This window comes from Nonomuraea spiralis (assembly GCF_014648435.1).
Lineage (GTDB): Bacteria > Actinomycetota > Actinomycetes > Streptosporangiales > Streptosporangiaceae > Nonomuraea > Nonomuraea spiralis.
This window is the reverse complement of sequence record NZ_BMRC01000015.1, coordinates 26769-38224: the sequence shown is the minus strand read 5'-3', so window position 1 is coordinate 38224 and position 11456 is coordinate 26769. Positions and strand designations below refer to the sequence as shown.

Below are 11456 nucleotides of genomic sequence, written 5' to 3'. Positions count from 1 at the left end.
CCCCTGCCTCGCCGAACGAGCTGTGACTTCCACCGTCGAGTGACGGCGAATCTTCAGCGGTTCACAGCGTGATGTTCCTCAGTGCGCGCAGGGGGACGCCGGCGAGGTCGGCGGCCATCGCCAGGCCCGCGGTGACGAGCAGCGCGAGCGCGGTCGCGACCATGACCGCCGGCCCCAGGCGGCGCAGCACCGGGGCGGCGGTCAGACCGCCCAGGACGCTTCCGGCTCCCTGGACGGCCATCAGCACCCCGAAGAACGCGGCGTCCATCCCCAGTCCTTTGCCCACGAGCTCGAACAGGGACGAGTCGAAGACGCCGACGACGCCGAAGGCCGCCACGGTCACGAGCACCATGCGCCACAGCAGCGGGACGCTTCGCAGGTGGGTCGGGCCGGCGGCCGTCTCCTGCCGCCAACCGCGCTCCGGGCGGCGGGGTTCCGGCGTGGATTCGCGTACCTTGACGGTCAGGAGCACCAGCGCCGTGAGCGCCAGGCAGGCGGCCACGCCGATGGCGAGCGCGCTGCCTCCCCATGCGGCGTACAGGGCACTGCCTACAGCGGGGGAGAAAATCCGTAGCCCCTGATCGATGGTGGACGGCAGGCCGTTGGCCGTGTCGAGGTGGCGGGCCGGCAGCATGTCCCGGACCAGGCCGGTCTGGGCGGCGGAGTTGACCAGGCCCGGCGTGCCGTACGCGAAGGCCACGCCGTACAGGAGGGACAGACCAAGTACGGGAGAAAGGGATAGCCGTGCCCCTGACCTCCGTGCAGTAGGCGACGGGGGCAGAGTCCATGAAGGCATAGCGCCTGGTCAGCGCGGCAGACGAGGAGCATGCGCAAGGCGTAGCGTCGCCGATGTGGCAAGGTAGCGCCACGGCAAGGCGCAGCGGCTGTCGCGCCGAACGAAAGTGTCGTCGGCTCGTCACCCTGGGTGATGTCGCTGACGGTCACGGCGTCGTAGCCCTTCTGCGCCGGCAGAGCCTCACAGATGTCGAGGATGGCCCGCTCCCTGGCATCGCCCTCGCGTTCGGTGATGCGGCGGCTCCGGGCGGGGGCGCCGGGTGTCAGAGCTGAGCGCCCTCGGCGAAGTCGGTCGTCCGGGAGAGTGCCTCCCACGTACGGATGTCCTTGTCCACGGCCGTGCGCGCGGCGGTGACCAGCCGCAGTGTGTCCGAGCCCAGGACGAGGTGGGCCGGCGGCCGATCGACCGACGTGATGTGCACGACGGCCTCCCCGGCCTTGGCGGGATCGCCCAGTTGGTTGCCGCTCGCCTTCTGCCGCGCTCCGCTCTTCTTGTCCGAACGGCGCCCCGTCCCGGCCCGCCGCCCCGCGGCCGCCGACATCTGCCAGCACACCGGCCGCGCCCGTCCCGGCTACGACCGCGCCCGCGTCCTGCTGGACAAGTACGCCGGGCTCGACCTGCACCAGCTGCGCCACAGCGCCGCCACCCACCTCGGCGACGCCGAGATCCCCCTGCAACTCATCATGGGCAAGACCCGCCACAAGAACCCCCGCACCGCCATGCGCTACGTCAAACCCGGCGCTGAGGCCATCGCCAAGGTCACCGAGGTCCTGGCACCGCGCCGCCGTACCCACTGACCAGGCTTAACGCGCCCGCGTGTACTTGGTGACAGATTCCTTGACGACAGGCCGACACCAGCGTCAGGTGCCCCTTCCGGGGGAAGGCGCACGCCCAGCCGTTCGGGTAGTGCACGCCGGCGAAGGACGCCGGCCGGAAGGGTGTGCCGGCGAGCGACCGCAGCATGTCCACGGGGCCGAGCTCGCGGACGGAGTCGAGACGACCAGCTCGCCCTTGTCCAGCGACAGGAACGACCCGTCCTGGTGGTGCGCAGGGCCTGGCCGGTGAGCCATGGCCGACAGGTCGCAGCGGCGCATGTCCGCCGGCCACCGCTCACGCGCCTCGCCGGGCTGGTCGTCCACCGAGAGCTCGCTCGACAGCCCGGGCGGCACCAGCCGGTCGGGCAGCGAGCCGAGGACGGCGAACAGGTCGGGGCCGCTCAGCCCGATGCGCAGGCTCTTCAAGGCTCCCCTCGAACGCGCTCACCTCCGGCGAACGACCGGAGGGCCCGGAAGGAACGGTGCCGGGAGTCCGGCGTGGCCGTTCGAGCGCGCTCCAAGAGCGTTGCAGCCGAGCCACAAGCGGGCTTCCCTAGCCTCGGGATCATGTTGACGACCCTGGTTGTGACCGCCTCCCTCCTGTTCACCGGCGCACCCGCGCAGAGCGTGGCGACCAAGCCGCTGACCTTCCGCGGCATGACGCTCCAGATCCCCAAGACCTGGAAAGTCGGGAAAGAAGACATGTGGGGCATCCACGTCAAGACCGGCCGCTGCGACCGGCTCGCCGTCGAGTGCCGCGGGTTCTACCTCGTCGGGCCGGAGGGCATCTCCCTGGCCCGCCACGGCAACCCCTACGACCCCGAGGAGCCGTACCACCCGGGCAACGGGCTCGCGGCCTGCGCACCCGACAAGCGCTACGTCGCGGACTTCCCCGGCAAGCTCGTCGCCCGTGGCCTCCGTCCGGTCGGCGCGGGACACAAGGCCACCTACCGTGTCTGGCACGTCGGCTGCGCGACGCAGTCGGCCAAGCAGACCGGCGTCTCCTACCAGGAACGGATCTGGCACCTGCCCAAGTCGAAGATCCTCATCTTCGACCAGTGGAGCGACAGCCGGCTCGGCACGATTCTCAAGCGGGCGACCTGGAGCTGAGCCCGCCGATCACGATGCTCGCGACCACGGCGAAACAGAGCAGGTGCGAGAACGGCCGTGGCGGCAGTGGTGATCAGCACGAACTGCCGTCGCGCCAGGACGTGGAGCGCGCGGATGCGCCGGAGCGCCACTCCCCCGAGCGTCCGCCGACCCCTCTGCCAAGCTCTGCATCAACGACATCACCCCCAAGAGGGCCGGCCTCCACAACCTCGTACGCGACCTGCGGGCCCACGCGTGCCGATCGACGACGTCGGTCATGTCGAGCCGGTCGGCACCCGTCAGGCCGGCTGATCGGCCTGCTTGCCGTCGATCCGGCCCAGGGGGTGGGGGGCCGATTCCAGGGCGGCGCGGGCGTCGGGCCATGCGAGGTCGCCGGAGGCCAGGGCGCTGCGCAGGTAGGCCGTGGTGAGCTGCTGCAGCAGGGCCAGGCGTTCGGGGCTCTCGTCGGTCGTCTCGGCGACCTGGTGTCCGGCGACGCCGCCGAGGGTGTGCTCGGCGCCGAACAGCGTCAGCAGGCTCTTGTCGCCGGGGCTCAGGTGGTAGCCGTCGGTGAACCAGTCCGGTCCCCGCAGCGACAGCGGCGAGTCGTCCTTGTCGCCGGCGACCAGCAGGGCCGGGGTGGTCATGAACTCGAAGGCGGGGTTCATGAAGGGCAGGTGCTCGGCGGCGAAGGGCGACAGGTCCTGGCCGCCTGTGCCGGGCAGGGCGAGCAGCACGCCGGCCGTGACGCGGCGGTCGGACAGGTCCTGGCCTGGGCGGCCGCCGGCGTCCAGGATTCGGGCGCCGAGGAGCATGCTGGCGCTTTGGGCTCCCCAGGAGTGCCCGGCGACGGCCAGGCGGTCGTGGTCCACGCGTCCGGCCAGGCCCGGAAGGGCTGCTTCCAGGACGTCGAGGCTGTCGATGACGCGCCTGAGGTCCTCGACCCTGATACGCCAGATGTCGGGGGTGCGGGGGTCGCCGGCGGGCAGGGCGAGGGTGCGGGAGTCGAGGTGGGTGGGTTGCAGGACCACGAAGCCGTGGGCGGCCCAGTGGTCGGCCAAGGGGGCGTAGCCGTCCATGGACCAGCCGTGGCCGTGGGACAGGACGACGACGGGCAGGTGGTCGCCGGTGGCGGGGGCCGAGACGCGGACCCGGAGGTCCTCGCCTCGTCCGGGAGCGGGCAGGACGACCGGCCTGACCGACACGACGGGGGCGGTGGGCGATGCGGGCATGGAACTGCCTTTCGGGCGGATTGTCGTAGGTGAGCACAGGGCGAGGGCAGGGCTTGGCCGCCGGCGCTCTGGCAACATGCATAAGTGGGACCGTGTCCCGCTTACAACAATACGGGACAGCGTCCCGTTTAGCAATCCGCCCCTGGAAGGGAACGGCGTGGACCACTCACGTCCGAAACGGGCCGATGCGCGGCGTAGCGAGGAGAACCTGCTGCGCGCGGCCGCCGCGGTGTTCGTCACCTCGGGCGTGGAGGCGCCGATCCGCGACATCGCGGCCGAGGCCGGGGTCGGGACCGCCACGATGCTGGCCGCCGGCCCGAGTCCGTACGCGGCGCTGCGGCAGTGGATCGGCCTGTTCGTCGACTTCCTGGTCGCCAAGCACGGGCTGGCCGCGGTCCTGCAGCCGGACAACACCGCCTTCCAGACGCTGCACGCCTACTTCCTCGACCGCCTGGTGCCGGTGTGCGCCCAGCTGCTGGAGGCCGCGGCGGCCGCCGGCGAGATCCGTCCCGATCTGGACGCCTTCGAGCTCATGCGCGGCGTGGGCAACCTGTGCATCGCTGGAGATCTTCGGGGGTGACGCCGACCGGTTGATGACCGGAGTTCCACCGTTGTGTGATGGTTTGATGACGACCGCACTGACCAGGAGTTTTCCGCTGGTTGGGTGAAGTCATGCACAACAACAGCCTTCCCACGCGACGCCGTACGATCAAGAGAGCCGCGCTGGCCCTGACCGCGGTGAGCCTGAGCGCTGCCCTCGCCGCCTGCGGCGAGGGTTCCGGCGGCGGCAACGATGCCAAGACCACGGCGGCGACCTCCGGCAAGTCCGAATCGACCGGGAAGAAGGTTCTGTGGCTCGGTGACTCCATCGCCGGAGCCGAAGCCCCTGCGCTGGGCGCGGCGTTGAAGGCCAGCGGCGTGGAGTTCAAGAACGCCACCTCCAGCGGTGGCGGCAACGTCGTCGCCGGTGAGCACCCGGTGACGAAGATGGGCGCCAAGGACACCTGGCAGCAACTGGGCAAGAACCTTGCCGAGTTCAAGCCCGACGTCGTCGCCTACCAGATCACCACCTACGACTGGGGAACCCGGCAGCAGCAACTCGCCGCCTACCGGAAACTCGCGGCCACCGTCCAGAAGGCGGGCGGGGAGCTGGTGATCGTCTCGGCGCCGCCGTTCAAGCTGGACGACTTCTACAAGCAGTACGCCTCGGCGATCAGGAGCGCGCCCGAGACCGCACGGCAGGCCGTCCAGGACGGCAAAGCGCAGTTCCTGGACGCGTCCGAGCTGTGGGGCGCCGACGCGTCGGCGTCCAAGGCGCAGCGCTCCAAGGACGGCATCCACTCCTGCCAGCAGGGCTCGGCCGCTTTCGCCAAATGGTTCACCGGCAAGCTGGGCGAGCAGCTCGGCTTCACCCCGGCCGCGCCCGAGGTGTGGGCCAACGGCTCGTGGGTCGGCGACGAGCGCTTCTCCAAGCTGGGCTGCGCCTGATCCTCAACCCGGACGGGAGTCGTTGACATGCTTTCCTTCGCCGGGGCCCATCGGCGGCAGAGCCCGGGGCGTGCGCACATCGGGCCGCTGGACGGGCTGCGCGGCCTGGCCGTCGCGGCAGTACTCCTGTTCCACGCCGGGTACCTGTCCGGCGGGTTCCTCGGTGTGGACCTGTTCTTCGTGCTGTCCGGCTTCCTGATCACCGGGCTGCTGCTGGCCGAGCTCGACCGGAGCGGCCGCCTGGACCTGCCCGGTTTCTGGGCTCGGCGGGCGCGGCGGCTGCTGCCCGCCCTCGCCTTCATGGGTGTGGCGACGCTGCTGCTGGCCTGGGTGTTCGCCACGCCCTCGATGCTGCGGGCGGCGTTGCAGGACGCGCCGTGGGCGGCGGCCCAGGCCGCCAACTGGCACTACATCGCCGAGCAGATCGGCTACTGGAACGCCGCCGGCACCCGCCTGTTCGCGCACCTGTGGAGCATCGGCGTCGAGTGGCAGTTCTACCTACTCTGGCCGCTGGTCGTACTGGCCGTGGGGCGCGGGGGCGCCGGCGGCCATCGGCGGGTCGCCGCCGTCGCAGCGGTCGGGGCGCTGATCTCGCTCTTCCTGATGGTCAGGTACGGCGACGCCGTGGACACCACCCGCGCCTACGAGGGCACCGACACGCGTGCGTTCTCGCTGCTGCTGGGCGCGGTCGCGGCGACCGCACCCGCACGGGACCTGGCCGGACGCGTGCCCAGGGCGGCAGCGGACGCGCTGTGCGCGGTCCTGCTGGGCGTCCTGGTGCTCTCCTGGACGCTGACCGCGGGCGAGAAGGCCCCCGGCCTGTTCCAGGGCGGGATGTTCGCGCATTCGCTGGCCTCTGCCGTGCTGATCGCGCTGCTGGCCGCCGTGCCCGGCGGGCTCGTGGGGCGGGCCGTCGGCGGCGTCCTGCCGCGCCGGCTGGGCGAGGTCTCCTACAGCCTGTACCTGTGGCATTGGCCGATATTTCTGCTGCTGCCCCAGGAGGTGCTCGGGGTGGGGGGCTGGGGGCGCGACGCTCTGGCGATCGGGCTGTCGCTGCTGGCTGCGATACTGTCGAAGCTGCTGGTGGAGGACCCGGTACGGTCGCGGGCCCGATGGGCGACCGGCCGCCCGGGGCTGGCCGCGCTGGCCGTCGCGATCACCGTGGCCGTGGGCACATGGGCGGCGATTCCTCAGCCGAATCCGGGAACGGGCACCGTCGACGTGAGCCGGCTGGGCTCACCATGACGACACGCGCGGGCAGGAGGAGAGTGGGAGGCACGCAGCTGATCCGGCTGGTCGCGCTGCTGGCCGCCGTCCTGGCGGTCGCGGCCTGCGGGACCGAGGTGAGGGCGACCGGGCCGATGGCGGCCGGTGCGCCCGCCACCGGCGGCCTGACCACCGACCGGTCACGTCAGCTGCGGGTGTACTTCCGCACGCCGTACGGCTCCTGGCCGGCCGCCCGTCCGGCCAGGCCCGGCGCCGGGCCGCAGCAGGCGCTGGACGCGCTGCTGGCCGGGCCCACCGCCGCCGAACGGGCGCGCGGCCTGACCACCGCCCTTCCGGGCGGGTCGCGGCAGGTCCGGGCGCGGGCCGTGCGCGGCGCGGTGGACCTGTACCTGCCGTGGGTGGTGTCCGAGCTCGACCACACGGCGGTGAGCCAGCTGGTGTGCACCGCCGCCGCGGCGCCCGGCGTGCCGGGCGGACGCGCGCAGGCCGACGTGGTCGTGCGGGTCTTCGAGTCGGGGATCGCGGGCCCGGCCTGGCCGGTCACCTGTGACGAGACCGGCTCGGCCGTTCCGCTCGACGTCACCACCCCGTCCCGGTGACCGGGACGCTCGATGGAGGGATCATGACGCGGGTTCTGTTGATCGAGGACGACGAGGCCGTACGCCGGGGCGTCTCGCTGGGGCTGCGCAGGCGCGGGCACGAGACCGTGGCGGTCGGCACCGGTGAGCAGGGGCTGGCGGAGGTCTCGGCGTCGCTTCCCGACCTGGTGCTGCTGGACCTGATGTTGCCGGGCATGAGCGGGCTGGAGGTCTGCCGCCGGATCCGCGCGTTCAGCCAGGTCCTCCCGATCGTGATCCTGTCGGCGCGCGGCGACGACGTGGACGTCGTGGTGGGCCTGGAGTCGGGCGCCGACGACTACGTCGTCAAGCCGGCCAGCGCCGAGGTCATCGAGGCCCGGATGCGCGCGGTGCTGCGCCGCGTCGCGCTCGCGCAGCCGGAGGCCGCCGACGACCGCGCCTTCTTCGGCGACCTGGAGATCGACCGGACGGCGCTGCGCGTGCTCAAGCACGGCACGGAGGTCGCCCTCGCGCCCTCGGAACGCAAGCTGCTGCTGTTCCTGTCGGCCTCCCCCGAACGCACCTACAGCCGTCAGCAGCTCCTGGAGCAGGTGTGGGAGCACACCTTCCACGGTGACTACCGGCTGGTCGACGCCGGGGTGATGCGGCTGCGGGCCAAGATCGAGGACGATCCGCGCAGTCCCCGCTACGTTCAGACCGTACGCGGCTTCGGCTACCGGTTCGGACCGCTGTGAGGGTGCCACGGGTGAGAGTGCCGCGTGGGCTGCGTACCCGCCTGGTGGTGGGGTTCGTGCTGGTCACCGCGTTCGGCGCGCTCACCACCGCCGCGCTGACCTTCCACCAGGCCCGCTCGGCGATCCTGGAACGCGTCCAGAGCAGCGCGGTGCACGACCTGCGCACGCAGATCGACTCGCTGGCACCGGACCTGCCCTCCGATCCGGCCCCTGCCGACCTGCGCGCCCTGACCCTCCAGCTGGACCGCGCGGGCGGCTCACGCGACTGGCGCACCGCCGCATCGTTCCAGGACGGGCCGCTGGTCGTCGCCGCATCGGCCGCTCCCGCGCTGCCCGCGCAGTTGAAAGGCGCGGCGGCCGCGGCGACGACGTCCCTGGTCCAGCGCTTCCAGCGGGACGGCCGGCCCTGGCTGGCGATCGCCGTTCCGGTACGGGACGCCACGCGGCCCGCGGCCCGGCCGCCGCTGGTGGTGTTCGCCTCCTTCTCGCTGGCCGCCCAGCAACGTGACGTGGACTCGCTGGTCACCGCCGCGCGCGCCGGAGCGCTGCCGGTCGTCCTGGCCGCGATCCTGCCCGCGCTGCTGGCGGCGGGCAGCGTGCTGCGCCCGGTGCGGCGGCTGCGCTCCGCCACCGAGAGCATGGCGGCGGGCGAACTGGACACCCGGATCACCGTCACCGGCGACGACGAACTGGCCGACCTCGGCCGCACCTTCAACACCATGGCCGCGACCCTGCAACGCGACACCGCCGTCCTGCGCGACATGGAGGCCCGTGCCCGCCGGTTCGCCGCCGACGTCTCGCACGAGCTGCGCACGCCGCTGGCCGCGATGACCGCCGTGACCGGCCTGCTGGACGAGGACGTCGCGGCGGGCCGGATGCCGCCCGAGACCGCCGAGGCCGTGGGCCTGGTCGCCGACGAGACGCGCAGGCTCGCCCGGCTCGTGGACGACCTGATGGAGGTGTCGCGGTTCGACGCCGGGGCCGCCGTCCTCACCCTCGACGAGGTCGACCTGGCGCAGCTGGTGCGCAAGACGCTCGCGCTGCGGCACTGGCAGGACCGCGTCCCCGTGGACGTCCCGGAGGGGCTGCGCGTGCGGCTCGACCCCCGCCGCATGGACGTGATCCTGGCCAACCTCGTCGGCAACGCGCTGCGCCACGGCGGACCCGCGGCCACGGTACGGCTGCGGGCCCGGGCGGTCCCCGGCGGCGTCGCCCTCACCGTGACCGACGACGGACCGGGCATCGCCGCCGACCTGCTGCCCTACGTCTTCGACCGGTTCGCCAAGGGCGAAGCGGCCCGTACCCGCAGCGAGGGCAGCGGTCTCGGCCTGGCCATCGCCTACGAGAACGCCCGCCTGCACGGCGGCACGCTGAGCGCCGCCAACGCCCCGGACGGCGGTGCGGTCTTCACCCTCACCCTGCCCTGGAACCGGCCGTGAGCCGCCGCCTGGCACCGGTTCTGCTGGCAGTGGCGCTGACGGCGGCCTGCGCGATCACCGACACCGGTCCGGTGCCCGCCGGTCCCGCGGCCACCGCGCTGGAGGGCGTGACCAGCCGGTCTGCCACCGTGCACGTGTACTTCTCCTCCGCGCTCGGGCTGGAACGGGTGTCGCGCCTCTACCGGGGCACCGACGCGTTGCACGCCGCGCTCGAAGCGCTGGTGCAGGGCCCGGACGCCGCCGAACGCGCGCGCGGCCTGGTCAGCTTCGTCCCACCGGGCGCTCCGCTCCCGCTCGTCCGCATCGGCCCGCGCGGGCCGGTGGACGTCCGGCTGTCCTTCGGCTGGGGCATCGACCGTACCGCCGAACGGCAACTGGTGTGCACGGTGGCCGACACCGTCAGCACGACGACGCGCACCGCCCTGGGCTCCGTCCGGGTCAAGATCCATCGGGTCGACGGCTCGACCGGCACCCGTACCTGCATGCCATGACCGTTCCGATCAGCCGATGACATGGCCTGGCCGCAGGGCGGAGCTGGCCATACGCACCGTTTCGGGCGATGGCTGAATGGCCCTGTGGGGACGTCCCATCCGTGGAGCCCAAGGCGACTGAACCAGCGGTCTTCCTACTCGTACAGCACCATCGCCGACGCGACGCCGATGAGGGCGAACACCACGTACAACTGGGCCGCGGTGCGCACCTGCGACCAGGCCGGCGTGCCGAGCATCGAGCCCGCCGTCATCAGGGCGCGGCCACCCCGGGCGTCTCTGGAGGTCGCGCTGGAGTTCGCCGGCGGCGGCGAGGGTCTGCACCATGAACTTCACGGTGGACAGCAGTTCGCCGGTGCGCGGGTGGTGGGCGGTGAGGTCCATCGCGGAGAACGCGCAGTCGTGGATGCGCAGTGCCAACTGGTCGCGGTGGAGGGCGCCGCGCGTGGAGGCGCAGTGTGCGACTACCCGGCCGCTTGCGCTTGACCGATCCCGCATGGTGCCGACGAGTTCACTGCTCTGTTCAACCACTGCGTCTTTCGTAGGCATGGCAACTCACAATGTCGGTGATGCGATGCCGTGGCCGGTTGCGGTTCTGGTGAATCGGCGGGCGAGGTGTTCGAAGGCGTCGGTGAGTTCGTCGGGGCCGATGACTTCGATGTCGGCGTCGAAGCGGGCGATGGCGGCGGCGAGGCTGGGCCAGGACCAGGACCCGAGGGTGAGCCGGCAGCGGTAGGGGCCGATCTCCTCGACGAGTCCCTCGCGGGTGTAGAGGGCCACGGTGGCGGCGGGCAGGTCGAGGATCACTGTGCCTTGGCAGGGCCAGTTGCCCGAGGCGTCGCCAGAGCCGCGGAACGTGCTGGTGACGAAGGTGGCGGCGTCTCCTCCGGGCAGTACGCGTGGAGTGAACCGGGGCCCGTTGGGGGTGCGCGGGGTGATCCGGTCGGCGCGGAAGGTGCGCCAGTCGTCGCGGTCAAGGTCCCAGGCGATGAGGTACCAGCGTCCGTCCCAGGTGATGACGTGGTGGGGTTCGACGCGGCGCGGGGGTTGGGCCGTGACCTCGGCGCCGTAGTCGAAGCGCAAGATCTCGCGGGCGTGGACGGCGGCGCTGATGGTCAGGAGCACGTCGCCGTCGACCGGGGCGGCCGGCAGGGTGACAGGTCGTTCAACGGCGGTGACGCGCAGCGCGTCGATGCGGTGCCGGAGTCGGGAGGGCATGATCTGCCGGATGGTGTTCAGTGCCCGCTCGGCGGGTTCGGCGAGGCCGTTGCCGGGGTTGGTGGCGACGATCTGCAAGGCGATGGTGAGGGCGACGGCCTGTTCGTCGTCGAACAGCAGCGGGGGCAGTTCGGTGCCGGCGCTGAGCCGGTAGCCGCCGTCAGGGCCTTTGACGGCGGCGATGGGGTAGCCGAGCTCGCGGAGCCGGTCGACATCGCGGCGCACGGTGCGCAGGCTGATGTCCAGGCGATCGGCCAGCACCGTGCCGGGCCAGTCCCGGCGGGTCTGCAGCAGCGACAGCAGAGCCAGCAGTCGGGCAGAAGTTTTCTGCATGAACCTCATTCTGCCCGAA

14 protein-coding genes are annotated in these 11456 nt (G+C 72.1%); 9 read left to right on the top strand and 5 right to left on the bottom strand.

The genetic code is table 11. The annotated features are described in order from the left end of the window. Nucleotides 1–61: 61 nt before the first annotated feature. Together IEZ27_RS32245 and IEZ27_RS32240 are read right to left on the bottom strand one after the other, a co-directional pair. On the bottom strand, nt 62–796 hold the full coding sequence (locus IEZ27_RS32245; protein ID WP_268246099.1) for an MFS transporter: 735 nt from the start codon (nt 794–796) through the stop codon (nt 62–64). Nucleotides 797–1058: 262 nt separating this feature from the next. Beyond that, nucleotides 1059–1217 carry a hypothetical protein gene (locus tag IEZ27_RS32240; RefSeq protein WP_229824543.1) on the bottom strand — a complete coding sequence of 53 codons (159 nt, stop codon included), beginning with the start codon at nt 1215–1217 and terminating at the stop codon, nt 1059–1061. Nucleotides 1218–1287: 70 nt separating this feature from the next. On the opposite strand from IEZ27_RS32240, the gene IEZ27_RS32235 reads away from it, so the two are divergent. Beyond that, nucleotides 1288–1593 (top strand): tyrosine-type recombinase/integrase, encoded by a 306-nt coding sequence (locus tag IEZ27_RS32235; RefSeq protein ID WP_229824542.1) that lies wholly within the window; start codon nt 1288–1290, stop codon nt 1591–1593. Nucleotides 1594–1656: 63 nt separating this feature from the next. On the opposite strand, the gene IEZ27_RS32230 is transcribed toward IEZ27_RS32235, so the two are convergent. Then, on the bottom strand, nt 1657–2037 hold the full coding sequence (locus IEZ27_RS32230) for a hypothetical protein (protein ID WP_189650693.1): 381 nt from the start codon (nt 2035–2037) through the stop codon (nt 1657–1659). A 141-nt stretch (nt 2038–2178) separates the two neighbouring features. Here IEZ27_RS32230 and IEZ27_RS32225 point away from each other — a divergent pair, with 141 nt between their 5' ends. After that, nucleotides 2179–2721: a hypothetical protein gene (locus IEZ27_RS32225; protein ID WP_189650692.1), complete on the top strand. Its 543-nt coding sequence runs from the start codon at nt 2179–2181 to the stop codon at nt 2719–2721. 278 nt (nt 2722–2999) lie between these two features. On the opposite strand, the gene IEZ27_RS32220 is transcribed toward IEZ27_RS32225, so the two are convergent. Next, nucleotides 3000–3932: an alpha/beta hydrolase family protein gene (locus tag IEZ27_RS32220; protein ID WP_189650691.1), complete on the bottom strand. Its 933-nt coding sequence runs from the start codon at nt 3930–3932 to the stop codon at nt 3000–3002. A gap of 76 nt (nt 3933–4008) precedes the next feature. Between IEZ27_RS32220 and IEZ27_RS32215 the strand changes: the two genes are divergently transcribed. The 7 genes from IEZ27_RS32215 (at nt 4009) to IEZ27_RS32185 (ending at nt 9889) form a co-directional block, all read left to right on the top strand. After that, nucleotides 4009–4512 carry a TetR/AcrR family transcriptional regulator gene (locus tag IEZ27_RS32215; protein WP_379478652.1) on the top strand — a complete coding sequence of 168 codons (504 nt, stop codon included), beginning with the start codon at nt 4009–4011 and terminating at the stop codon, nt 4510–4512. A 92-nt stretch (nt 4513–4604) separates the two neighbouring features. Next, nucleotides 4605–5420 carry an SGNH/GDSL hydrolase family protein gene (locus tag IEZ27_RS32210; RefSeq protein ID WP_189650690.1) on the top strand — a complete coding sequence of 272 codons (816 nt, stop codon included), beginning with the start codon at nt 4605–4607 and terminating at the stop codon, nt 5418–5420. A 27-nt stretch (nt 5421–5447) separates the two neighbouring features. Continuing rightward, entirely contained in the window at nt 5448–6665 is a 1218-nt protein-coding gene (locus tag IEZ27_RS32205) for an acyltransferase family protein (protein WP_189650689.1), read from the top strand. 23 nt (nt 6666–6688) lie between these two features. Then, a complete protein-coding gene (locus IEZ27_RS32200) occupies nt 6689–7246 on the top strand; it encodes a GerMN domain-containing protein (protein ID WP_229824540.1) in 558 nt (185 codons plus the stop codon). A gap of 23 nt (nt 7247–7269) precedes the next feature. Further along, a complete protein-coding gene (locus IEZ27_RS32195) occupies nt 7270–7959 on the top strand; it encodes a response regulator transcription factor (RefSeq protein ID WP_189650688.1) in 690 nt (229 codons plus the stop codon). Between the two features lie 11 nt (nt 7960–7970). Next, entirely contained in the window at nt 7971–9398 is a 1428-nt protein-coding gene (locus IEZ27_RS32190) for a sensor histidine kinase (RefSeq protein ID WP_229824539.1), read from the top strand. After that, nucleotides 9395–9889: a GerMN domain-containing protein gene (locus IEZ27_RS32185; protein WP_189650686.1), complete on the top strand. Its 495-nt coding sequence runs from the start codon at nt 9395–9397 to the stop codon at nt 9887–9889. The genes IEZ27_RS32190 and IEZ27_RS32185 overlap by 4 nt, the downstream gene beginning before the upstream one ends. Before the next feature lie 552 nt (nt 9890–10441). Here IEZ27_RS32185 and IEZ27_RS32175 read toward each other — a convergent pair. Beyond that, nucleotides 10442–11437 carry a helix-turn-helix transcriptional regulator gene (locus tag IEZ27_RS32175; RefSeq protein ID WP_189650685.1) on the bottom strand — a complete coding sequence of 332 codons (996 nt, stop codon included), beginning with the start codon at nt 11435–11437 and terminating at the stop codon, nt 10442–10444. Nucleotides 11438–11456 lie beyond the last annotated feature (19 nt).

Excerpts from the sequence above, each read along its gene's own strand:
- IEZ27_RS32195 (WP_189650688.1), top strand. The coding sequence starts at position 7,270 with ATGACGCGGGTTCTGTTGATCGAGGACGACGAGGCCGTACGCCGGGGC.
- IEZ27_RS32205 (WP_189650689.1), top strand. The coding sequence starts at position 5,448 with ATGCTTTCCTTCGCCGGGGCCCATCGGCGGCAGAGCCCGGGGCGTGCG.
- IEZ27_RS32215 (WP_379478652.1), top strand. The coding sequence starts at position 4,009 with ATGCATAAGTGGGACCGTGTCCCGCTTACAACAATACGGGACAGCGTC.
- IEZ27_RS32175 (WP_189650685.1), bottom strand. The coding sequence starts at position 11,437 with ATGCAGAAAACTTCTGCCCGACTGCTGGCTCTGCTGTCGCTGCTGCAG.
- IEZ27_RS32220 (WP_189650691.1), bottom strand. The coding sequence starts at position 3,932 with ATGCCCGCATCGCCCACCGCCCCCGTCGTGTCGGTCAGGCCGGTCGTC.
- IEZ27_RS32245 (WP_268246099.1), bottom strand. The coding sequence starts at position 796 with ATGCCTTCATGGACTCTGCCCCCGTCGCCTACTGCACGGAGGTCAGGG.
- IEZ27_RS32225 (WP_189650692.1), top strand. The coding sequence starts at position 2,179 with ATGTTGACGACCCTGGTTGTGACCGCCTCCCTCCTGTTCACCGGCGCA.
- IEZ27_RS32210 (WP_189650690.1), top strand. The coding sequence starts at position 4,605 with ATGCACAACAACAGCCTTCCCACGCGACGCCGTACGATCAAGAGAGCC.